Origin of the sequence: Neoalteromonas arenosi (assembly GCF_030362855.1) — a bacterium.
GTDB lineage: Bacteria > Pseudomonadota > Gammaproteobacteria > Enterobacterales > Alteromonadaceae > Alteromonas_E > Alteromonas_E arenosi.
Genome location: NZ_JAUCBP010000011.1, coordinates 43,529 through 67,629, shown reverse-complemented (window position 1 = coordinate 67,629; position 24,101 = coordinate 43,529). Strand labels below are relative to the sequence as shown.

Annotated in this window: 21 protein-coding genes; 17 read left to right on the top strand and 4 right to left on the bottom strand. The window is 45.5% G+C overall.

The features are described from left to right. Positions 1-318: 318 nt before the first annotated feature. The 13 genes from QTP81_RS12860 to QTP81_RS12800 all read left to right on the top strand — a co-directional run bounded on the left by QTP81_RS12860 (position 319) and on the right by QTP81_RS12800 (position 12,944). Positions 319-1,659, top strand: coding sequence for a Na(+)-translocating NADH-quinone reductase subunit A (locus QTP81_RS12860; RefSeq protein WP_289366035.1), 1,341 nt, complete (start codon positions 319-321; stop codon positions 1,657-1,659). A 3-nt stretch (positions 1,660-1,662) separates the two neighbouring features. Beyond that, positions 1,663-2,886 (top strand): NADH:ubiquinone reductase (Na(+)-transporting) subunit B, encoded by a 1,224-nt coding sequence (locus QTP81_RS12855; protein ID WP_289366033.1) that lies wholly within the window; start codon positions 1,663-1,665, stop codon positions 2,884-2,886. After that, positions 2,876-3,637, top strand: coding sequence for a Na(+)-translocating NADH-quinone reductase subunit C (locus QTP81_RS12850; protein WP_289366031.1), 762 nt, complete (start codon positions 2,876-2,878; stop codon positions 3,635-3,637). The genes QTP81_RS12855 and QTP81_RS12850 overlap by 11 nt, the downstream gene beginning before the upstream one ends. Positions 3,638-3,649: 12 nt before the next feature. Beyond that, positions 3,650-4,282, top strand: coding sequence for an NADH:ubiquinone reductase (Na(+)-transporting) subunit D (locus QTP81_RS12845; protein ID WP_289366030.1), 633 nt, complete (start codon positions 3,650-3,652; stop codon positions 4,280-4,282). Positions 4,283-4,284: 2 nt separating this feature from the next. Next, the gene (gene nqrE / locus QTP81_RS12840; RefSeq protein WP_289366028.1) at positions 4,285-4,893 is read left to right on the top strand and encodes an NADH:ubiquinone reductase (Na(+)-transporting) subunit E; all 609 of its coding nucleotides are present in this window, start codon (positions 4,285-4,287) and stop codon (positions 4,891-4,893) included. An 18-nt stretch (positions 4,894-4,911) separates the two neighbouring features. Then, positions 4,912-6,144 (top strand): NADH:ubiquinone reductase (Na(+)-transporting) subunit F, encoded by a 1,233-nt coding sequence (gene nqrF, locus QTP81_RS12835; protein WP_289366027.1) that lies wholly within the window; start codon positions 4,912-4,914, stop codon positions 6,142-6,144. A 54-nt stretch (positions 6,145-6,198) separates the two neighbouring features. Further along, on the top strand, positions 6,199-7,236 hold the full coding sequence (locus QTP81_RS12830) for an FAD:protein FMN transferase (RefSeq protein ID WP_289366026.1): 1,038 nt from the start codon (positions 6,199-6,201) through the stop codon (positions 7,234-7,236). 11 nt (positions 7,237-7,247) lie between these two features. After that, complete coding sequence (gene nqrM, locus QTP81_RS12825) at positions 7,248-7,481, top strand: (Na+)-NQR maturation NqrM (RefSeq protein ID WP_289366025.1); 234 nt, start codon at positions 7,248-7,250, stop codon at positions 7,479-7,481. A gap of 126 nt (positions 7,482-7,607) precedes the next feature. Continuing rightward, positions 7,608-8,711: a DNA polymerase IV gene (gene dinB / locus QTP81_RS12820; RefSeq protein ID WP_289366023.1), complete on the top strand. Its 1,104-nt coding sequence runs from the start codon at positions 7,608-7,610 to the stop codon at positions 8,709-8,711. Between the two features lie 17 nt (positions 8,712-8,728). Continuing rightward, positions 8,729-10,294, top strand: coding sequence for a M17 family metallopeptidase (locus QTP81_RS12815; RefSeq protein WP_289366021.1), 1,566 nt, complete (start codon positions 8,729-8,731; stop codon positions 10,292-10,294). Continuing rightward, positions 10,291-11,472 (top strand): MFS transporter, encoded by a 1,182-nt coding sequence (locus QTP81_RS12810; RefSeq protein WP_289366019.1) that lies wholly within the window; start codon positions 10,291-10,293, stop codon positions 11,470-11,472. Before QTP81_RS12815 ends, QTP81_RS12810 begins: the two co-directional genes overlap by 4 nt. Beyond that, positions 11,469-11,684, top strand: coding sequence for a DUF1653 domain-containing protein (locus tag QTP81_RS12805; RefSeq protein WP_289366018.1), 216 nt, complete (start codon positions 11,469-11,471; stop codon positions 11,682-11,684). The genes QTP81_RS12810 and QTP81_RS12805 overlap by 4 nt, the downstream gene beginning before the upstream one ends. Positions 11,685-12,272: 588 nt before the next feature. Continuing rightward, a complete protein-coding gene (locus QTP81_RS12800) occupies positions 12,273-12,944 on the top strand; it encodes a PEP-CTERM sorting domain-containing protein (RefSeq protein WP_289366016.1) in 672 nt (223 codons plus the stop codon). Between the two features lie 468 nt (positions 12,945-13,412). Here QTP81_RS12800 and QTP81_RS12795 read toward each other — a convergent pair whose 3' ends face one another. The 3 genes from QTP81_RS12795 to QTP81_RS12785 form a co-directional block, all read right to left on the bottom strand. Continuing rightward, positions 13,413-14,516, bottom strand: a complete 1,104-nt coding sequence (locus tag QTP81_RS12795) for a sensor domain-containing diguanylate cyclase (protein ID WP_289366014.1) — start codon at positions 14,514-14,516, stop codon at positions 13,413-13,415. A 315-nt stretch (positions 14,517-14,831) separates the two neighbouring features. After that, a complete protein-coding gene (locus QTP81_RS12790) occupies positions 14,832-15,242 on the bottom strand; it encodes a hypothetical protein (RefSeq protein WP_289366013.1) in 411 nt (136 codons plus the stop codon). A gap of 351 nt (positions 15,243-15,593) precedes the next feature. Further along, the gene (locus QTP81_RS12785; protein WP_289366010.1) at positions 15,594-18,572 is read right to left on the bottom strand and encodes a TonB-dependent receptor plug domain-containing protein; all 2,979 of its coding nucleotides are present in this window, start codon (positions 18,570-18,572) and stop codon (positions 15,594-15,596) included. Positions 18,573-19,007: 435 nt separating this feature from the next. Between QTP81_RS12785 and QTP81_RS12780 the strand changes: the two genes are divergently transcribed. The 4 genes from QTP81_RS12780 to QTP81_RS12765 all read left to right on the top strand — a co-directional run bounded on the left by QTP81_RS12780 (position 19,008) and on the right by QTP81_RS12765 (position 22,432). Then, complete coding sequence (locus QTP81_RS12780; protein ID WP_289366008.1) at positions 19,008-19,925, top strand: sensor histidine kinase; 918 nt, start codon at positions 19,008-19,010, stop codon at positions 19,923-19,925. An 11-nt stretch (positions 19,926-19,936) separates the two neighbouring features. Beyond that, on the top strand, positions 19,937-20,674 hold the full coding sequence (locus QTP81_RS12775) for a LytR/AlgR family response regulator transcription factor (RefSeq protein WP_289366006.1): 738 nt from the start codon (positions 19,937-19,939) through the stop codon (positions 20,672-20,674). Positions 20,675-20,773: 99 nt separating this feature from the next. Next, entirely contained in the window at positions 20,774-21,628 is an 855-nt protein-coding gene (locus QTP81_RS12770) for an MBL fold metallo-hydrolase (protein WP_289366005.1), read from the top strand. A gap of 15 nt (positions 21,629-21,643) precedes the next feature. Then, positions 21,644-22,432 (top strand): substrate-binding periplasmic protein, encoded by a 789-nt coding sequence (locus QTP81_RS12765; protein ID WP_289366003.1) that lies wholly within the window; start codon positions 21,644-21,646, stop codon positions 22,430-22,432. On the opposite strand, the gene QTP81_RS12760 is transcribed toward QTP81_RS12765, so the two are convergent. Further along, entirely contained in the window at positions 22,429-24,084 is a 1,656-nt protein-coding gene (locus QTP81_RS12760; RefSeq protein ID WP_289366002.1) for an amidohydrolase, read from the bottom strand. The two genes, QTP81_RS12765 and QTP81_RS12760, sit on opposite strands and share 4 nt — an antisense overlap. Between the last annotated feature and the right edge of the window lie 17 nt (positions 24,085-24,101).

The window sequence follows — 24,101 nt, the reverse complement described above, 5'->3', positions numbered from 1 at the left end:
GTGTTAAAATCTCGTAATTAAATTCAGTGGTTTTGTGTAAAACGAGACTACACTGAATAGCGAAACGTGTGACGACACAATAATCATAAGACACAAAACAATCGGCACTGCCCAGGATGGGGGTCTCCAGTGAGGATTAGAGTGCCCATCAGTGTTTGGATGCAAAGGCTGAGTTGTATAACCATAACGGTAATGAATAAACCACCGTTATACGTTAATCAAGCCTCATTTTATTAAGTGATTTAACTTACTGTGACGAACAGTCAGCCGAGTGGGTTAATAAAATCAGGTTTTGTAATTAGAGTAGTGCTATAGCGTATGATAAAAATCAAGAAAGGTTTGGATCTTCCTATTGAGGGAGCGCCGCAGCAACAAATCAGTGATGGCCCAGCCATTACAAAAGTCGCTGTTTTAGGTGAAGAATACGTCGGTATGCGTCCTACCATGCATGTCCAAGTAGAGGATACAGTCACTAAAGGTCAGGTTTTGTTTGAAGACAAAAAGAACCCTGGCGTTAAGTTTACTGCACCTGCTGCTGGTAAAGTCGTGGAAGTGAATCGCGGTGCCAAACGTGTTCTGCAATCCGTAGTTATTGAAGTCAGTGGTGACGAACAAGTAACGTTTGAACCCGTTGCTGCTGGTGACTTAGCTGGATTGGAACGCGCCAAAGTGGTAGAGCAATTAAACGAGGCCGGCATGTGGGTAGCAATCCGCACGCGTCCGTTCAGTCGCACACCTGCTTTGGATGCAACGCCAAATTCAATTTTTGTGTCAGTAATGGATACCAATCCATTAGCGGCTGACCCAACACTCATCATCAACGAACGCAAAGAAGACTTCGCTAACGGTTTGACGGTATTGAGCCGTTTGACTGAAGGTAAAGTTTATGTGTGTAAAGCTGCAGGTGCAGATGTTTCTGTTTCAGCACCGCAAGCTGAAGTACACGAGTTTGACGGCCCTCATCCAGCAGGCCTTGTTGGTACCCACATTCACTATCTTGATCCAGTAGGCTTGAACAAACAGGTTTGGCATGTTGGTTATCAAGACGTTTTGGCTATCGGTGCGTTGTTCACCACCGGTGAAATCGATACACGCCGAGTCGTTTCGATTGCGGGACCCGCGGCAACCAACCCGCGTTTAGTGCGCACGGTAATGGGTGCATCTGTAGACGAGCTCACCGCCAACGAACGCAAAGACGGTGACGTGCGTGCAGTATCCGGTTCTGTATTGATGGGCACTACCGCTATGGGCGTGCACGGCTACTTAGGTCGTTATCACGTTCAGATTTCACTGCTTATGGAAGGTCACGAGAAGAAGCTCTTCGGTTGGCTAGCACCAGGTAGTGACAAACACTCAGTGACACGAGCATATCTCGGTCATTTAAGTGGCAGCAAGAAATACAATATGACAACAACAACCAATGGTTCAGATCGTTCCATGGTGCCGATTGGAAACTACGAGCGCATTATGCCGCTTGATATTATTCCAACCTTGCTATTACGCGACATTATTTCCGGTGACACCGATAGCGCACAGACGTTGGGCTGTTTAGAGCTTGATGAAGAAGATTTGGCGCTTTGTACTTATGTTTGCCCAGGCAAATATAACTACGGGCCAATTTTGCGCGATTGTTTAACGACCATCGAGAAAGAGGGCTAAGTCATGGGTTTAAAAACATTTTTAGAAGATATCGAGCCGCATTTTGAACCAGGCGGTAAGCATGAGAAGTTCTACGCTCTCTATGAAGCTGCGGCGACTATTTTTTACACGCCAGGTAAAGTGAATAAAGTTGGTACGCACGTACGTGACAGTATCGACTTGAAGCGCATTATGATCATGGTCTGGATGGCTACTTTCCCAGCGATGTTCTACGGCATGTATAACGTGGGTGCGCAAGCACACGAAGCGTTACTTGCAGGTGCAGGTGTGCTGCCTGATATGTGGCAGGCGGGTTTATTCACGGCATTAGGTGGTCAGCTTGGTGTAGAAGGTACCGGTTGGGGCAGTATGATGTTCTACGGTGCGTGTTTCTTCTTACCTATTTATGCGGTTACCTTTATCGTCGGTGGTTTCTGGGAAGTCTTGTTCGCGTCTATTCGCAAGCACGAAGTTAACGAAGGTTTCTTCGTGACCTCGGTACTTTTCGCACTGACGTTGCCAGCAACCATTCCGCTATGGCAAGTTGCTCTTGGTATTACTTTTGGTGTTGTAATTGCCAAAGAAATCTTCGGTGGCACGGGCCGCAACTTCTTGAACCCGGCACTGTCTGGCCGCGCATTCTTGTACTTCGCATATCCAGCGCAAATCTCTGGTGACCAAGTTTGGGTTGCTGCTGACGGTTACTCAGGTGCAACTTGGTTGAGCCAAGCGGCATCAGGTCAGTTGGCTGAGACCAGCAATAACTTCACCAATATGGACCTATGGTGGGATGCATTCTTGGGTAATGTCCCAGGTTCTGTGGGTGAGGTATCAACCCTAGCCATTCTGATTGGCGGATTGTTTATTATATACATGCGTATTGCCAGCTGGCGCATCGTTGCTGGTGTAGCATTGGGTGTTGCTTTCTTCGGTTCACTTTTAAACTTCGTGCAAAGTGACACTAACCCGATGTTTGCGATGCCGTTCTACTGGCACTATGTCATTGGCGGCTTAGCCTTCGGTATGTTCTTCATGGCAACTGACCCGGTATCAGCGTCATTCACTAATCAAGGCAAATGGGCATACGGTATCTTTATTGGCTTTATGACAGTATTGATTCGCGTCATTAACCCTGCATTCCCTGAGGGCATCATGCTAGCGATTTTATTCGCTAACCTATGGGCGCCGCTATTTGATTACTTTGTCGCTCAAAGCAACATTAAACGGAGGCTTGCACGTGTCGGCTAAAAAAGAAACTTTTGGAAAAACCGTCGGTATCGTTGTAGCGGTTTGTTTAGTGTGTTCAATTGTTGTTTCTGGCGCAGCGGTTGGCTTGCGCACCATGCAACAGACCAACGCTGCACTAGACAAGAAAACCAATATCCTAACAGCTGCCGGTTTATACGAAACGGGCATGAATAATGCTGCTGTTGCTGAAGTCTATGAGCAATTTGTACAAGAGCGCTTTGTCGACTTAGAGACCGGTGCTTATGTTGAAATGCCTGAAGGCTATGACATGTACAAAGCAGCTAAAGATCCTGAGATGAGCTCTCGTGTAGAAGGCAGTAACGTTGGCTTCACGCGTCGCCCAGATGTCGCGAGCGTTTATGTCGTCAAAAACGAAGCGGGTGATGTATCCCGCGTTGTGTTGCCAGTTCACGGCAGTGGCTTGTGGGATCTTATGTACGGATTCCTTGCGGTTGATGCTGACGGCAACACGATTGCTGAGCTTATTTACTATCAACACAAAGAAACACCAGGATTGGGTGGAGAAATCCAAAATCCTGCATGGCAGGCACTTTGGGAAGGTAAGAAATTATTTGATGATGGCGAAGTTGCTATCCAAGTGAAGAAGCAGGCCGGTCGTGACAACCCCTATGCGGTTGATGCATTATCTGGTGCTACCCTAACCAGTAATGGTGTACAAAATACGCTACAGTACTGGGCAGGTGAAAACGGCTTCGGACCTTACTTGAAACAGCAATCGTGGCGTTCATAAGGGGCAAGGACAATGGCAGATACTAAAGAAATGAAAAAAGCCCTGTTCGGGCCGATACTAGATAGTAACCCTATCGCATTGCACGTGTTGGGCATTTGTTCAGCATTGGCAATTACAACCAAGCTTGAAACGGCACTTGTTATGTCGTTAGCACTCACCTCGGTGTGTGCGTTTTCAAACTTGTTTATCTCAATTATACGTAACCACATTCCTTCGAGCGTGCGGATCATAATCCAGATGACCATTATCGCTTCTTTGGTAATCGTGGTAGACCAAGTGTTAAAGGCATACAGCTACGAAATTTCCAAGCAGCTTTCGGTATTCGTTGGATTGATCATCACCAACTGTATCGTAATGGGACGTGCTGAAGCCTATGCGATGAAAAGTCCGCCTACCATGAGTTTCTTGGATGGTATCGGCAACGGTTTAGGTTATTCATTTATCCTTATCGTTATTGGTACAATCAAAGAGCTTTTCGGTTTCGGTACTATCCTAGGTTTCGAAATCTTACCACTGGTACAGAACGGTGGTTGGTATCAAGGTAATGGTTTACTAATTTTACCATTTAGCTCGTTCTTCCTAATCGGCGGTATGATCTGGTTTATCCGAACTATCAGACCTGAGCAAGTAGAGGCCAAGGACTAATCATGGAACATTATTTATCGCTTTTAATTCGCTCAATTTTTATTGAGAACATGGCGTTGGCCCTCTTCTTGGGGATGTGTACTTTCTTGGCGGTATCAAAGAAAGTAAAAACGTCAATGGGTCTAGGTGTAGCTGTTATCGTGGTATTGGGTATCTCAGTACCCGTTAACCAAATCATCTACGTCAACATCTTAGCACCTGGAGCGCTGGCTTGGGCTGGTTTCCCTGAGGCTGATTTGAGCTTCTTGAACTTTTTGACCTTTATCGGCGTAATTGCTGCATTAGTACAGATTTTGGAAATGAGCTTGGATAAGTTCTTCCCAGCGCTGTACAACGCGTTAGGTATTTTCTTGCCGTTGATTACGGTGAACTGTGCCATCTTCGGTGGTGTGGCGTTTGCGGTACAGCGTGAATACACCTTGTCTGAGAGTGTAGTTTACGGTTTGGGTAGCGGCATCGGTTGGGCAATTGCAATAACTTTGCTTGCAGCTGTGCGCGAAAAACTCAAGTACGCAGACATGCCTGATGGCGTGAGAGGTTTAGGTTCAGTATTTATGATTGCAGGTCTAATGGCATTAGGTTTCCAATCATTTACCGGTATTCAACTTTAATAGGGGCAGGTCACAGGTATGAATCAAGTTGAAATTTACCTTGGCGTTGGCATGTTCATTGTCATCGTTCTCGCCTTGGTGTTTATTATCATGTTCGCCAAATCAAAGCTTGTACCAAGCGGCGACGTAAAAATTATGGTGAACAATGATCCTGATAAGATCATTACAGCCGAGCCAGGTGGTAAGCTTCTCGGCGCACTAGCAGACGCCGGTATCTTCGTATCATCTGCGTGTGGTGGCGGTGGCTCTTGTGGTCAGTGTCGCGTTGATGTTAAAGACGGTGGTGGTGAAATCCTTCCTACTGAGCTTGACCACATCACTAAAGGTGAAGCACGTGAAGGTTGTCGTTTGTCATGTCAGGTTGCGATTAAGCAAGACATGAAAATCGAACTCCCGGAAGAAGTATTCGGCATCAAAAAGTGGGATTGTGAAGTTATTTCAAACAATAACGAAGCGACCTTCATCAAAGAGCTCAAATTGGCAATTCCCGACGGGGAAAGTGTTCCTTTCCGCGCCGGTGGTTATATCCAGATTGAAGCGCCACCTCACCACGTAAAATACAAAGACTTCGATATTCCTGAAGAGTATCGTGGTGACTGGGAACGCTTCGGTTTCTTTGACATCGAGTCTAAAGTTGACGAAGAGACTATTCGTGCATACTCAATGGCGAACTATCCTGAAGAGGAAGGCATCATCATGCTTAACGTTCGTATTGCTACGCCGCCACCTAATAACCTCAGCCTGCCAGCAGGTAAAATGAGCTCATTCATTTGGAGCTTGAAAGCAGGTGATAAGGTGACTATTTCTGGCCCATTCGGTGAATTCTTTGCGAAAGAAACTGATGCAGAAATGGTATTCGTTGGCGGTGGTGCAGGAATGGCACCTATGCGTTCACACATCTTTGACCAATTGCGCCGCATCAAAACTGATCGCAAGATTTCGTTCTGGTACGGAGCGCGTTCACTACGCGAAATGTTCTATGTAGAAGATTTCGATATGTTGCAGGACGAGAACGATAACTTTAATTGGCACGTGGCGTTGTCTGATCCACAACCTGAAGACAACTGGGAAGGTTACACAGGTTTTATTCACCAAGTATTGTTGGAGAATTACCTGAAAGATCACCCAGCACCTGAAGATTGTGAGTTCTACATGTGTGGGCCACCTATGATGAATGCAGCTGTCATCAACATGCTAAAAGACTTAGGTGTTGAAGACGAAAACATCATGCTTGATGATTTCGGTGGCTAGCCAATCAATTTTTGCTGACAAGGGGGCTTTTTAGCCCCCTTTTTTAGGACATAAATGAATCAAGTAAAATACCTTATCGTTGGCGTCTCGTTGCTCTTCTTGCTGTTTGGTTGCGCTCCGCAACAACCGCAAGAAGTGCATTTACAAGGGGCGACAATGGGAACGTCTTACAACGTTAAGTTTGCGCCTAGCGAAAACGTCGATCCAGAAGATATTCACCGGCAGATTGACGCGGCATTGATCCGCGTAAATGCGTTAATGTCGACCTATGATCCGAATTCAGAGCTATCGAAACTCAACCAGCACCGCAGTGCTGAACCTTTTGCGCTCTCGCCAGAAACGGTAGCGGTTCTGCGCGAAGCAGTTCGGTTGCACCAAGTCAGCGATGGCGCCTTAGATATCACTATAGGGCCTGTGGTTAACCTGTGGGGCTTTGGTCCAACGCAACGACCCGACGTTGTCCCCAGTGATGCACTCATTGCTGAAACGTTAGCCACGACAGGTATCGACAAAATTGTTTTAGCTGACAACAGCATCATTAAAAACGAACCGAATCTTTATATCGATTTAAGTACAATCGCCAAAGGTTATGGTGTAGATGTAATTGCTGAATTGTTAATTGCGGCGGGCATTACCGAGTACTTAGTTGAGATTGGTGGTGAAATGCGTGTCGCTGGCAATAAAATGTCAGGACAACCTTGGCGAATAGCGATCGAAAAACCAGTCTCTACCGAACGTGCAGTTCAAAGCGTGATTGAAATCGGTAACAATGCGATTGCGACATCTGGTGATTATCGCAATTATTATGAGCAGGACGGTGTGCGTTATTCGCATTTAATTAACCCGATAACGGGCAAGCCCATACAGCACAATTTGGTGTCGGTATCGGTTATTCATCCTTCCGCGATGACAGCGGATGGCTTGGCGACCGCACTGATTGTAATGGGCACTGAGCAAGCCAAAGCGGTGGCGGAGCTCAATAATATTGCCGTTATTCTAATCAGTAAGAGCGGTAACGAATTTATTCAATGGACATCTAGCACATTTGACCAACGGGTTAATGTGGTAACTCCCCATCAAATCGGGAACTAACAGAGATTATTATGAGTACTTTTATTCTCGCATTTATTTTCTTCCTTGCTATGGTGGCAGCAATGGCGGTTGGCTATATGGTGCAACGCAAATCCATCGCCGGCAGTTGCGGTGGTTTAGGGGCTTTAGGTATTTCTAAGGCGTGTGATTGCCCAGAGCCGTGTGATCGCAAAAAAGCACGCATGGAACGAGAAGAAGCACGCCAGCAAAAAATTGCTGAGTGGCAAAAGGACAAAATAATCTAGTCATACAACGATCACTCTGGCCTGTTGGGGTAACGACACTCAATGACTGAACGCCACACCACAATACTTGCAAAATAGGCGGTCAGGAGCCAAAATACTGTTTTTTTATACAGTTTAAGGTGTGGTGTGCGGAAATTCATTCATATCGACATGGATTGTTTTTATGCTGCCGTTGAGATGCGCGATAACCCGGCATTGGTCAATGTGCCTATTGCTATAGGGGGAAGCTCTGATCGGCGCGGCGTGATCAGCACCTGTAATTATCCCGCTCGCCAATTCGGCGTGCGATCCGCTATGGCAACTGCGCATGCCATGCGTTTATGCCCAGAGCTGAAACTCATAAAAGGACGCATGGACGTCTATGTCAGCGTGTCTAAGCAAATACGAGCCATATTCCAACGCTATACCGACATAATTGAGCCATTATCGCTTGATGAAGCATACTTGGATGTATCGGATTGTAAGCTGCACGGTGGCAGCGCTACGCTAATTGCTGAAGAAATAAGACGTACCATCAAAGCTGAGTTAGGTCTTACTGCTTCAGCCGGTGTGGCACCGCTTAAGTTCGTTGCCAAGATTGCCAGCGATGAAAACAAACCCGATGGAATCTGTGTGATAACACCTGACCAATTGGATGAGTTTGTTCAGCAGTTGCCGCTCAGAAAAATTCCCGGTGTCGGTAAAGTCACAATTGAGAAGCTACAACGATTAGGTTTGTACACCTGTGCGGATGTTCGCAATTACCCTCTGGACCGCCTGGTTAAGCAATTCGGCAAATTTGGTCCTGTGTTGTGGAAGCGTAGCCATGCTATTGATGATCGCGAATTAAGTACCGAGCGCCAGCGCAAGTCTGTTGGTGTTGAACGTACTTTGGCAGAAGATATTCACAGTCTTGATGAATGCTTGGCAATTGTTGAGAAACTTTATGAGAGTCTTTACCAACGACTGACCAAACATGCAGGGAGTCAGGCGCGGATAGCGTCGCAAGGCGTTAAACTCAAATTTAGTGACTTTCAACAAACAACGGTTGAACATAAAACTGCAACGTTGCAACGTGACTACTTTAACGAATTGATGGCCGAGGCGTACGCGCGAAGTAAAGATCGCGGGATCCGCTTAGTCGGTTTACACGTAGGCTTGCCAACAAATGATTCCATGCTACAGATGAATTTACCTTTTGAGCAACTTGAGTTTGTAGCGGAACCACGTGCACAATATCAGCCTAAATAAAATCACAAGGACACAGTATGTCAGCCCCTACACCAATTCCGGTATCCTCTATCCAAGATGGCGACGTTCTCAATCAATATGATGCGGCCATTGTTATTTCTGATAGCTTAACGCCCAGCAGTCTAGGCGGGTTATCCAGCGTATTAACCGAGCATAAGGCTATCGATGCTCGCGTGGGTAAAGAGCCGGTTTTATTGGCGGCAGCGCAAGTTCCTGGACAACGTTTGTTGCATGTTCCCACAGGGCCTTTAGACCGTTACTACGATGATGTTCGCCGTTGCTTTGACGCTGGACGTGAAGCAGCCGAGCTCGCTGTTGCGGCAGGGATAAATAAACCGTTACTAATGGTGTCGCTGGAACATAATGAAGAGCGTTATCAAAATGCCATCGAAGTGGCTTACTTGGGCTTTGCCCAAGGCCTTTGGCAACCGCTGGAAGCGCGTGAAGCTCTAGGAGAAGACGCTGTTGAGACTATTGCCGAAGTTGGCATTGTGGGTTTGTCCGCGGCTGAATGTGATTATATTCACGCAATTGAGCTGGGTAAACGTCTCGCGCGTGATTTATGCGGTACTGAGCCTGAGCGCATGGCACCACCGAAGTTTGCCGATTATTGTGTTGCAGCGTTTAAAGACAGCTGCATTGACGTGAAGGTGATCGCCGATGACCAACAATTGCGTCAGGATTATCCTCTACTACATGGCGTTGCCCGTGCATCGGTGAATGTTGAGCGGCATCAGCCTCGCGTAGTGCGCCTAACCTATGAAGGTAAAGGCTTGATCCAAAAGAGCCTGTTTTTGGCAGGTAAAGGAATCACTTTTGACACTGGCGGTGCTGATTTAAAAGTGGGTGGTCATATGGCAGGTATGAGTCGCGATAAAGGTGGTGCAGCCGCAGTCGCAGGCTTTATGCTGAGTCTGGCGAAGTTACAACCGAAAAACATAAAAGTAGTGGCCGAGCTTGGCGTAGTGCGCAATAGCATTGGTGAAGAAGCCTATGTACCCGATGAGATCATTACCAGCCATGCCGGCGTCAGAGTGCGGGTGGGTAATACTGATGCAGAAGGGCGTATGGTGCTCGCTGATGTTATGTCTCACTTGCGTGAATTAGCGTTGCAACAGCCGCGAGAAACCAAGCCGGAAGTTTATTCAGTGGCGACCTTAACCGGTCACGCCGCCATCGCACTCGGACCGTACACCGGTTATATACAAAACGGTGTAGCGCAACAGCGCATGTTGGCAAATGCGTTTATTAAAAAAGGCGCGATGTGGGGCGACTGCGGTGAATTATCATCGAGCCGTCGCGAAGACTATGATTTTATCAAGGCTCGTACCAAAGCCGATGATGTCCTGTCGTCGAACAATGCGCCATCAGTATCAACCATGCGAGGTCATCAATTTCCAATGGCGTTTTTGAATATTGCATCGGGCATTGATCAGCACGACGAGAATAGTGAGTTTCCAATTGCCTATACGCATGTCGATATTGCTGGTAGTGGGGTCGAAAAATTGGATTGGCAGCATGGTAAGCCTACCGCAGCGCCTGTAGCCGCGATGGTTGCGACATACGTAGATAAGCCTCAGTGATCCGGCAGTTACCAGCGCGCGTCTGGTTACTCGCTCTGATCCAAGCACTGGCAATGAGTGCTGGTGCTACAGTTGTATTGGCCGGCGGAATCGTCGGCGCACAACTCGCTCCTTATCCATCCTTAGCAACTCTGCCTGTTGCCATGATGATTGTTGGCACAGCTTGTGGTGTGTTGCCTGTGACCCAGCTGATGCGGCGCTTTGGGCGTAAAAAAGGATTTACCGGTTCAGCAGTTGTAGCAGCTGCGGCCGCTATGGCTGCTGGGCTAGCAACTTATATTGGCAATTTTGGGCTATTTTTAGCGGCGATTTTCATGCTTGGGCTGTGTATCGCGGGATTTCAGCAAATTCGTTTTGCCGCGATTGAGGCGGTGCCATTTGACTTAGCACCACGGGCGATGTCGACGGTCTTACTTGGAGGCTTGGTAGCAGCTGTGCTAGGTCCAGAACTCGTAACTCTCGGGCAGGCAATGTTTTCACAAGCGTATGTGGGCAGCTTTTTACTCGTGTCTGCTGCCAGTTTGCTATGTGCACTATTATTTCAATTAACAGCCGAACAACCGTTGGAGCAAGTATCCAATGCTGAACCTGCGAGGGGACGCTGGCAAATCATTCGTCAACCGTACTTTATTATTGCAGTCTCTACATCAGTCATCGGTTTTGCGCTAATGAGCTTTATTATGACGGCAACGCCTGTGCATATGCATGTGCATCAAAGCTTTAGTTTGGAACAGACCAAGTGGGTGATTCAAAGTCATATCATTGCTATGTATTTGCCATCCTTTTTTAGTGCCTGGTTGATCAACCGTTTAGGGATCAAAGGTGTTATTTTCTGCGGATTGAGTATTTACATAGCGACCATGCTAATCGGATTTTATGGCGCTGAATGGGCGAGCTATTGGGTAGCTTTGGTTCTACTAGGTTTGGGGTGGAACTTATTATTTCTCGCCGGTACTGTCTTACTGGGAAAAAGCCATTCCCCCAACGAGAAATTTGCCGCACAAGGCATGCATGACTTTATGGTATTTAGCGCTCAGGCATTTGCAGCTCTGGGAGCCGGTGCGATTCTGGCGTTGACAGGTTGGTCAATGCTAATGATCATCAGCGCCGCTCTAATTGGTTTGCATACGTTGATATTATTGTCACAATCACTTCGTTTACGCAGGAATTCAGTATGACAATCCCAACAGGTAAGTATCGTCATTACAAAGGTAATGACTACGAAGTGCTTGGCGTTGCCACACATTCGGAAGATGAATCTAAGTTGGTGGTTTACCGCACCCTTTACGGGGATTTTGACTTGTGGGTACGGCCGTTAACGATGTTTACCGAGACCGTTGAAACCGACGGCGAGCAAGTTCCACGGTTCAAGTACATCGGCGGTGAATAATAAAATACCGCTATCGCTTAACAACTGGCGGGTAGACAGCTTCGTACGTATTTCAGCCGTTCAGGTTTGATTGGTAGTCAACGGCAAAGATGGGCATTATAAGCAGACATTCGTTTTTTGAGCTGATGTGAGTTAATAAGTTTTCGGAATTCATTTATTCGAGACATGCACCTAAAACAGTGAGCAACAGGAAAATGGGCAGATGCAGTCTTTCAAAATAGTGATATACAACAAATAGAAAAACGAGTAATTAATATCAGTCGCTTTCTGTTGAAAAACTTTGTGTTATCCCACTAATGTCAGGTTTTTTAACGCAGTTGTTCTATTACGTTTAATTATTATTAGAAACGGTTAAATAGTTAGAATCTCTAGCATTTATACCCCATCCTCATGCAACGTTAAATTCGGCTTCAAGTTAAATTTACAATTTTTTAATACCTCTTAAACAGCACTAAAACATATGCTGTCGACATACTTTACACCTGGTATGACCAGATAGTCTTACTCCACTTAACTCATTGATATTATTAATATCTTTTGATTGGCATGAAGTTTGCTATGGGTCATTAATTTAATATTGGAGTATCAATGATGCGCAGTTACTTTTTAGTATGTATCACCTTTGTTTTATTATCTTCTTTTAAAGTTCATGGAGCCTTAATAAGCTTTAACGACTATACGCGGGATTCAGAATCTAACGTGGTAACCGGTGGTGGTCTTCAGTGGATGAAGTGGGATGTCACTACTGGTTTATCTATCAATCAGGCTCTGGAGACCTATGAAGGTTGGTCACTAGCTTCCAATGACCAAATGAATGGATTGTTCTCTCATTGGTTTGGTCTAACACAGTCCAACGAACTAACTCGTGCTGTAAAATATGATGCCAATATCATCGACGACACGACATATGTTGGTTTTTTTAATCTTTTCGGAATATCGGACAATCGGAGTGTCGGTCAGACAATAACTTCCGCGTTTTATGGTTCCGATAAAGATCAGAATGGGATTTACAATGTCGCTAGCATTCGGTTGACTTATGCAATCGGAGCTTCGTCATCTTCTACAAAATCAGGAATAAGTCAATTGTTTCCCGCTGATTGGTATTCAACATCCGATTCTGTTGTAACGTACGGTGTAGCGTTAGTACGAGATATCCCTGTTCAAAACATGGAATCAAGTGTAAGTGTCTCAGAACCCTCTTTGATAGTATTGTTAGGAATCGGGATCTTAGCCTTGATGATAAGACGAAAAAAGAATTAGAACGCAATATTATTAGTTGGCAAAGACAAGGTCTTGTAATAAGGCCTTATCCGTTTAAATGTTAACTTTTGATGAAAGTATCACATAATGCTTGTTTTTTCCTGGGTACTCAGCTCAAACGATTAGAATGTTATAGCAAAACAAGGCATATCCAGGATTCTCTAAAAATAAATGCTACTCACAGCAGCCAACGCGAGCTTAAGCATAAAGCACACTGACTTCTGGTGTTTTCAGTTTTTATAACTCATCATTTGGCTTAATGACTAATCTGCAATAGTTTGCAGCAACCTATCACTTAGGCAGACTGAACGTCGTCTTAGTGAGAATTTTGGTCATTCGTTGCCTTGAACTTTACTCAAGACTGAACGACTGCAAATTGTCTTTAGTGGAACTGAAAATACTTATCGGAAAATGGTGTCCTTAAACTCATAGCATTAAATGAGCAGTATCGTTCAATACAAAATATTTTTACTTTGCAATTGAATACTGGCGTTTACCACGCTTTTTGGCTCTATACATTGCCAAATCTGCATCTTTGATTAACTCTTCTGCAGCAATGTGCCGCTTGTTTTCATAAGCAATACCAATACTTGCTCCAATATGTATTAACTTATTACTAACCAGAATTGGTTTATTTAGAGCTTCTAGTATTCTTTCTGCTGCGTTCTTGGCATCACTTTTTCGCTGAAGCCTACTCATTAGAACTACAAACTCATCTCCGCCGAACCGGCCTACACAATCTATATCTCTAATCTCTGCGGTTATGACCTTTGAAACTAAGACTAGAACCTCATCTCCAATCTCGTGTCCATATGTGTCGTTCACTGCTTTAAATCCATCTAAATCAATAAATAGGACACATGATTGATATAAGCCCGAACGAGCATTTATTACACCCTCTAAAGCATCTAAAAACGCAGAGCGATTCAATAACCCTGTCAATGAGTCTGTTTTTGCGTTTATTTCTAGTGCTTGCTTTTGTTCATAGCGAGCAATTGCCGACGCAATGTGCTGGGACACAAAGGTAAAAAGGTTTTTGTCTTCTTTCGAGAATGTGTAATTGAATTTGTAACTTTGAACAACAATAGCACCCAGTTTTTCGTTGTTGAAGGTCAATGGTGAACCAAGCCATGAGTGGGCAGTTGTCTTGCGTCTGCGTGTGATTGAACCAGCCGAAGTTATTTCTTCAATATCCTTTTGACTAAGAAGGAGAGTTTCCCCCCCATCAATGACCATCTCGGTAAGGCCTTTTCCATATGGTCTTATTGGAAAATCATGCTCATATTCAAATTGAATACCATAAGTGTCTTTGTAGAAATCGAAACTGAGTGTTTCGCCATTTCTTTTCAATCTAGCAATGTAGAAATTACTTGTATCAATTACTGAGCTCAAAACTTTACATACTGATTTGTAGAATTCATCAATACTTAATGAATGGTCATGGGCCAACTCAGAAATTCTAAGCAGAGTTTCGTTCATTGCTGCTGTCTTTCTAAGTTTTTCAAGCTCGTGTTCAAGGGAGATTAATTGAGAAATTAACTCATTTTTTGAGCAGCCTTCATATTTACTCACAGTTTCCCCTTCCAGCAATAAAGCATCTGATTAACACAAAGAATGTTAGCAGAGTATGCTCTTCTGAAAAATTGAATTATTCATAAGTTCTGGGCACAAAAGATTCGTTAGAAAGCTTAGCTAATAATCATTTATATGGACGTCTGCTTATTGTCTTTAGTAGACCGACCAATGTGCAAAAAATGCACATTGCCAAATGTCTGCTCGTTGTCTTCTCCCGACCATTCGAGAATGATAGAGAGAGTTTTGTCTCTTGTCATCTTGGGAGTATTGGCGCTGTTTTAACGAGTGACTACACAGCAAGGGTTGTGAAGTCTAAATCTTTATTTTCTTTAAAATCTTCTCTAACCATTCGCGTAGGTAGTGTTCGTCTTTATGGATATTAATCGGCATAGTCAACTCAGCTGGATTATGGGGTGTACCCGAATGTACAAAAAGGCTGTTTTCTACTATGCCAACAGCCTTACATCCTGCCTGCTGAAGTTTTAGATAACCTTGCATCATTGGGATAAGTGCGTCTTGAGTAACCCCTACATTAGATTCTGGCCGCTGTAATAACACCCAAGCATCTAAGTCTTTTGTGACCTCCAGTAAATCAGCAATAAGAGCTTCGACACCACCAATATTAAAAGATTCGGAGTAGTCATTCGTGACAAGAGACTGCTTGATGCTCAATGAATATATTCCGTGGTTTGGTGTTTTGTACATATCAAAAATTCGCTGCATGTTAGTTACTGTAATTGAGAAATTTGGGGGGGTGAAATACGCCAAAGTCGCTCAGCACGGTAGGCAAAGTTTCAACGTCATAGCATTTGTATTCTCTGTTAGATGCTGAAGCCATTAACGTATAACCTTCAACATACTTCCTCACAGTAGTATTTTCTGATGGCATGAATGCATATCTAAAAGCCATAACCCTTCCAATGCTTATTCATTAATACCAGCTTAGCAAAAATTAAACCCACTATGCTCTTCTTAATTTGTGAATGAACACAGATTTGTCTTTTTGCCCTAGTCCCCGATAAAAAAAAGCCGATCTGCAATTGCAGGCCGGCTTGGGTTTAAACTCTGTTTTCTCTAGAAGCGGAAGTTAATCCCTGCTTTGTAGATTCGACCCAAAGTATCGTAGTTACTTGGGAAGGTGTTACCAGAGTTTGAGCTAGTATCACCGATTTGGTTACCAAGCGCGGGTGGATCATCATCAAACAAGTTATCAACACCTGCGGTAAGGGTAATGTAATCGGTCAATTGATAGCTACCGAATAGATCGATGTAGTCATAAGCATCGATACTTCTAAATGCTTCAAACCGCAATGAACTCTCAGGTGGCTCTACATCAACAGAACTGATATGACGCCATTGAACTGATAGGGTTAAATCGTCATAAGTCCACGTTGTGCGTTGGATCCAGCGCAAGTCAGATAGAGGGTCACAGCTAGTGCCGTAGTATCCTTTACAATCCAGCACTGGCACTGTTACTGAACTTTGTGACTCTTGTGACAAGTACTTGTTGATGTTACCCGACAAACGCAAGCTACCCATATCATCCAAGTCAAATGACATATTAAAGGCAATCTCGACACCTTCAGCTTCCAGGAAGTTTAGGTTAGTGGTGAATAGATTCACACCCGCCGCTGAGCCGGTTAAGTCACCGCCAACCCGGTTGATCTTGGCACATTCAGACTCAAGGCCCGTAATGTAACAAGAGTCGAGTACTTCTTGAGCACTAAAGTTACCAATAATGTCTTTAATATCGATTTTGTAGTAATCAGCTGAGATGACAAAGCTGTCAAACGCTTCAAACTCAGGTGTCCAGACAAAACCGGCAGTTGATGTATCCGCTTCTTCCGGCCCAGGTGGATCAACGGGGTTGCTACCCGCAAAGGTATTAATTTGACCGGCGATAATATCTGGGATCACGCCCACCTGAGCGGCAGACATTCCCGTTGAGATACACAGCTGGCGCAAGCGATCGTCAATGTTAGCAGCATTTGCAACTGAACAAGGATCTTGGGTCGCATTACTCAACCCTGACGTTACTGGCGACGATAGCTCACCCACATTAGGAGCGCGGTTTGCGCGCTGTTGCATCACGCGGAACATTAATGACTCAACCGGACGCCAATTAAAACCGACTTTCCAAGAATCTGTTGTACCGATGGAGTCATAGTCTGACGTACGATAGCCGAACTCCAAATCCAAACGGTCGGCAAAACTTTGACCATCAAAAATCGGTAAAATACCTTCGAAGAAAAAGTCATTTACGGTGTAACCGCCGCGAATGGGTAACAAGTTACCACCAGCGCCACCTTGACAGCTCGCCGGTGACTCTTTCAAACACTCATCAGGCTCTAGTAAACCTTCTTCTTTGCGGTATTCATAACCAAAGCTCATTGCGAGCGGGCTTGCCGCTGTGGGCAGTTCAATCGCATCAACAGGACCCGTAAAGAACAATGTACCGATGGTTTGCTCATACTTTTGTTGTTGCAATGCGATCGCACGCGCGTAAGCGCCCATTTCTTCGGTAATGGTGCCAAAGCCACCAAATAAGTCGATTGGCACACAGTTACCGCCAACGGCACAAGTAACCCCATCTCGAGTGTCTAATGCATTTTGAATGTTAGGTAAATTGGTGTAACCATCGCGTACGGTAGTCCGATTGGATTCGCCGTATTGGAATGATGCGTCATATTCCCAATCGCCGAAGAACGCACCGTTCACACCAACGTTAATTTGCCAGATATCTGAATCATAACGCTCAGTACGCTCACCCAGTTCCAAGGTACGTCGACGTAACCGTACGGTTAAACTGTCTTCACTATCGACAAGGCCATTAGCGTTCGCGTCGGTCCAACTACCACCATCAACCAACGAGCCATCTGCGACGGCAGCATTGGCACCATCAATCATAAAAGCCAGCGCTTGTGCGCTAATCAGCGGATTGTAAAGCGGCAAGTTGAAGCTCGCGCCAAAGGTGCCCGAAGGCGCTACTTGTTGGGTAACAGACGTATTCGAGTAATTGAAACGGGCATAAACATTGGCATATTCATTTATCTCATAATTTGCGAGGGCTGTAGCAGAATATCGCTGCGCAGGCGTTTGATAATAGTTAAATGGGTTAAAGTTAAACCGGCTACACTGTTCGCCAAGCGTACGGTCATCGCGGAACTGCCCAGTAACACCGGTACCAATTAATTCAAACCGCGTTGGAATAGCCGTTGTTGAACCACTGCCGTTAACAAAATCAACCACGTTGGGGCCTCCACAGCCAGCAATGGGGTCTGCAGGAGGTTGACCGGCTAGAAACTCTGCGAGGCCCGCACCCGAGTTAGAGTTAATGCCGAGTTGTCCCAATGGACGTTGCCCCAAGCGAACTGCATCGCGTTCCATCCAACTGACGCTGAGCACGGCGTTACCGCGATCATCCGCTAAGTTAGATCCTACAGTTAACGAGATACTGTCTTGGTCGCCATCACTTTCGCCAGTTTGGTTGTGATTCATATCAAAGGCGACACCTTCGAAATCGTCTTTTAGTATAACGTTTACCGCGCCTGCAATCGCATCTGAACCATATACTGCCGATGCACCACCGGTGACCACATCAACGCGCTCAATCAGTGCCGTTGGAATGGTTGCGGTATCGACCGCACCGTTAAAGTTAAATGGCACCATCCTGCGGCCATCCATCAGTACCAAGTTACGCTGCGGGCCTAAACCACGTAAATCTATCGTGGCCGCACCTGCGGTACCGTTGTTTACGTTGCTACCGTCAGCCGGTATGGTTGCCGGCAAGCTACGGATGATGCGTTCAAATTCGGGTGTTTGTAAGTAGCCAATTTCTTCTTCGCCGATTGAAATGATTGGACTGGATGATTCTACACCGGGTGCTCGGATCCGTGAGCCAGTTACCGCAATGACTTCTACATCAGCAGAGTCATCTGGGGTGTTTTCAGTTGTTTGCTGTGCTGTCGCTAAATTGGCGACCAGTAGGGTACTGGCAGCCCCAGCCCAACAGGCGGCTTTGACGGCACAAGCAATTTTAGAGTTAGCAAACATAAAGAGGTCTCCTACACTCCACAAGCAAAACAAGTGCTACTTGCGGAGTATTGTGTGTTTCAGATAACCGATTTGTTATCGTCGATATACGCTATGCCTGCTCGAATATGACAACCAGTCCACATCCACTAAACGCGGGTTTAGTGTGATGAACAGTCTATTTAAATGGATAAATGGGGATTTAAATTTCGGGAGATGGCGTATTATTAGCATTAACGAATAAAATTTTTCGTACTGCTGGGGGGGAGGATTATTTTCAGTTCAGTAACGAGCGACTATTACAAACTATTCAAAAGCCCTTTTTTTTGGAGTTTTAACTCTGCGCTGTGGTTTAGTTTCCTCACATTCTTCTCTTATGCACAGGCGGCTAATGCACGTGCCGCAGATCTTGAATTAACCTGGGCCAATTATTTCGTAATGCTGGCGCCTTGGTTTTTGAATTTTATTTGGGTCACCCCCATCGTATTCTTCATTGTTCACAACTTATTGACTTTGCCCTTTAAAGAAAGTTCCAAGCGCCGACTGGCGAGTTACTTGTTGGCATCGCTTGGGGTGTTATTTGTTTATTGGACAATTAGTTTAGCCATGCAAGTGGTTATTCGCGGTGAAAGTTTCAGCGGTTTTCAACAACGTTTGTACAACGTAATTTTATCAACCGGCATAATCGATATTGTGATCTACATAGGTATTGTGACTGCCGCCGTTGGTGCACATTTTTATCATCAGGCCATGCGCGAGCGCTTCACGTTAAATCAAGTAAAGCAGGAGTTGATCACCGAACAGTTAAAGGTTTTGCGCTCTCAGCTTAACCCTCACTTTTTGTTCAACACACTAAATACCGTTACTAGCCTAGTGCGATTGAAAAAGCTAGATGATGCAACGCTAGCGCTGTCGGAGCTAAGTAATATGTTGCGTATTTCACTGGCGAACAAGCAGAGTCAAACGGTTTCAGTGCGCGAAGAAATGCAATTTATCCACAGTTATTTATTGATCCAAAAAATGCGTTTCGCTGACAAATTAGAAATCACGACGGATATCGATAATTCGTGTATGAATGTCCATATTCCCAACATGCTGCTGCATCCCTTGGTGGAGAACGCGGTACAACACGGCTCACAGTCCAATGGTAAGAACAACGCGGTAAGTCTGAGTATTCATTTGCGCCACGGTATGTTGGAAATTGATTTAGTCAACAACGTGGGCGCACATAACTCTCATGAGGGATTCGGTATTGGTGTACACAATACCCGAGAGCGCTTAAAAAAATTGTACAAAGACTTCCAGCTGGAGTTGACGCCGTTGGAAAATGGGTTGTTTCGCACGTTGATGCGTCTGCCGCAGCATACGGACTAAAGGAGTAAACAATGATCAAGGTACTAATTGTTGATGATGAGCCCCTTGCGCGAGAGTGTATTGCGTATTTACTCAATGATACTGCCGAGGCAGTCCAATGCTTACAAGCAGAAAATGGTGATCACGCTTTACAGCTATTGGCAAAAGAAAATGTCGATGTGGCCTTTTTAGATATGCAAATGCCGGGCATTTCAGGTTTGCAGTTAGCTAAACAATTACCGGAAACGGTTCTGAAGGTTTTTGTCACCGCTTATGATGAATTCGCCTTACCGGCATTTGAGGTCAATGCTGTAGACTATTTATTAAAGCCCTACAGCGATGCCCGTTTTGCGCAAGCGTGGCAAAAAGTGTTAGCTAAATTACAACCACTACAGCCGGTCCAAAATGGGCCAAAACCTCCTATCAGCGAAAGGGCAGGGTGTAAGTCTCGTCTTGTCGTGCGTGACCCTGGCCGCATTCGATTAATCGATGTAAAGCACGTCAATTATATAACCGGCGCGGGCAATTATGTGGAGCTGCATCTTGATGATGGCAAAACGGTTTTGCATAGAGAGACCATGACAGCCTTAGAGCAGCAGCTAGACCCAGATGTTTTTATTCGTATTCATCGCTCGTCGATTGTGCGCCGTTCATTTGTGATTGAGCTGCGGCCAAACGATAAGGGCGACTATACCGTTATCCTTGAATCGGGCGATTTACTGACTTTGTCGCGGCGTAATCGCGACAAGATTGAAGCATTGACCGGATAGTATTTGGTAGAAAAATAATACCATTTGCATAAGTCGTGAATTGACCCTTTGCAGCGGTAGGCGCATAGTGTAATTACACACACCCTGCAGAGAATACTAATGACACCCATCAAACGCTGTTTTGTTACCTTATTACTATTAGGTTCGACTTCGGTCGTGGCCAACGACCGCTTCGCTGATGTTGAAATGCAAGTTCAGCATCTCAATGGCTCTGTTCACATGATTATCGGCGCGGGTGGTAATATCGGGGTGTCATCGGGTGAAGATGGAATCTTGATGGTTGACGATCAATATGCACCGCTGGCTGAAAAAATCGCTGCCGCACTGCAGCAACTCGGTAGTGACAAACCTCGCTACGTGATCAACACCCATTATCACGGTGATCACACGGGCTCCAATGCGTTTTTCCATGGTACACAAGATGCGACTATTTTTGCCCATGAGAACGTGCGCATACGCCTTGCGTCTGGTGAAGATGTTGACCCTGATGCACTTCCGGTGGTGACATACCAAGACGGGGTAAAGTTTCACTTCAATAGTGAAACGATTCACGTAATCCACTTCCCCGCGAGTCATACCGACGGAGACAGTATCGTTTGGTTTGAGCAACCCAATGTATTACATACCGGCGATTTGTTTTTTAAGGATTGGTTTCCCTATATTGATTTAGGTGCTGGCGGCAACGTAAATGGCTATATTGCAGCGGTCACTCAAATGATTGGCATGATCGACGATAACACTCGTGTTATACCTGGGCATGGCAGTGAGGCTACTCGACAAGATCTCATTCGGTTTCGCGATATGATCCAAGAGACCTATAATTATGTGCAAGCATTAAAAGTAGCCGGCGAAACAGAAGATCAAATTGTTGAGATTGGGTTAAATGAAAAATGGGACAGTTGGGCGTGGCGCTTTATTACCGAGGAGCGTTGGATCCGAACTTTGTACAAGTAACCTGAGGAAGGTGATATGGGCCGCGTATTAGGTGTCTTGGTCACCTTTTCCCTTTTCTGTTTGAGTCCCAGCTATGCTCAGGACGACGTCGATCTCAATATTTACTTTGAGGATAATTATCGTCCTTACAACTTTATGAATGACGGTGAGATTGATGGTATCAATGGTGTCGCAGCAAAACGCGCTTGCGAGATGGCTGAGCTCACTTGTGCATTTATTCCCATGCCGTGGACGCGCGCAATGTCCACAGTGTTTAAAGATCCTAAAGGGGCGGTGCTTAGCGCCTCGCGAAATAACGCCCGAGAACCTTTTTTTAACTGGATCGGTCCACTCGTTAGCAGCGACACTTACTATTTTAAATTAAGCAGTCGGACCGACATTGTAGTGGAGTCGGAAACGGATGTATTAAATTACTCTATAGGCGTGATGCGCAATGATATTTACGAGTCTGTGCTAGTTGCAAGGGGCTTCGTAATTGGTGATAACCTTTTACAAACTGAAAATAAAGACGACCCTACACGCTTGTTTTTACTCGGGCGTTTAGACTTGATGATTGCTTCAGGCTTTACCCTATCGAGTTCATTAGCTCAATTTGACGCCACGCCAGATGACGTAATTGCCATCGCTCCGCTGCGAACCCCCGAGTTAAAAGGCAACTACTTAGCAACCAACGTCAACGTTGACGACGCTATCGTCACTAAACTCAATACTGCGTTAGCAGAATTTAAGCGCAGCAAAGAGTTTAATGACTTGGTCAATTTGTATCGGCCACAACATTTGCTGTTGCCCGATACTGATTTCTAATCGCGCTGGTAAACTTTCTCACCGGCAATAAACGTTTGGTTGACCGTGACTGTCCATAAATCTTCCGCTGGAATAGCGAAGATATCCTTATCAACTAAAATAAAATCCGCCCAGTAGCCCTTAGTTAAAGATCCGATAGTTTGTTCTTGAGCAGCCGCATAAGCCGCATCAATAGTGAAAGCGCGTAACGACTCAGTAAGGCTCAACGCTTGTTCTGGGATCCAGCCTTTGACTGGCTGGTTATTGCGGTCTTGTCGAGTTACTGCAGCGTGCAGACCGTAAAACGGATTGGCTAGCTCAACCGGAAAATCAGAGCCAAAGGCGAGAATTGAACCTTGCTTTAAAAAGGTTCGCCACGCATAAGCACCGCGCAAGCGTTTCGGGCCAATGCGATCACGCGCCATGTTCATATCACTTGTCGCATGTGTTGGTTGCATCGATGGAATAATATCCAACTCTTTAAATCGAATAATGTCATCAACAGCAATAACCTGTGCGTGTTCCATGCGGTGACGCAACTCTTGGCCACCAATGGTTGCGAAGGTCGCAGCAAATTGATCCAATGCCAAGCGGTTCGCACGATCGCCAATGGCGTGGAAGTGAAGGGCAAAGCCACTGCCAATGACCTGGTTGAATAAACCGGGGAGTTTATCTTGTGCTGTCACTAACAATCCTTTGTTGCGCGGATCGTCATTATAGGCCGCTAACAATGCTGCGCCACGACTTCCCAAAGCACCGTCTCCATATGCTTTAACACTGCGGATTAATAGCATTTCATCGGCAGTAGTGACTTTGCCAGCAGCCAGCATTTGCGGTAGCTCAGGAGCCGTTGCCGCTAACATTGCATATACGCGCAGTGGCAACTCTCCGTCAGCAGCTAATTCGCGATAGAAGTCGTAGGTGCGTTTATCGATACCGGCATCGTGCATACTTGTAATGCCCAGACTGAGTAGGTGTTCGCCGGCGGCGTTCAACTGCTGTTGCATTAACTGACGGTTTTGTTCTGGAAGGTGCTTCTCCACGAGAGACATCGCGGTATCAATTAATATCCCCGTTGGGTTACCGAGCTCGTCGGTGAGAATTTTTCCACCTTCTGGCGAAACCGTTTCTTTAGTAATACCGGCAATTTTCAGGGCTGCACTGTTAGCCCAACCGGCATGACCGTCTATACGTTCAAGCCATACAGGGACATTGGGTAATGTCTCGTCAAGGATGGCAGCATTGGGAAACTCCTTATCTGGCCACAACACTTGGTTCCATCGCCCGCCTTGTACCCAGGTTAAATCTGGATTGCGTTGATAGTAATCAGCCGCCATCTTCGCGGCGTGCTGGGCGCTTGTAGCCTCGCGCACATCAATAAATAACAGGCTTGCTCCTAAACCCAATAAATGGCCGTGCGCGTCGATTAAGCCAGGCAATAGTGTTTGTCCCTCGCCATCCAACTGTTGTGCAGTGGGGAATGCATGGCCGAGAGAATCATCACCGATACTCACAACCTTACCGGAATCAATGACCATGTTCGTGAAGGTTACGAGCTCGCGTTGAGGCGTAAAAGTGTATCCTTTGACATTGTATATATGCAGGCTTTTCGCATTCACAGATGCGGTTATGGCGAACAGAACGAGTAGGGTGATGCGCTTGATTAGACTCATAAATATTCCGGTAATTG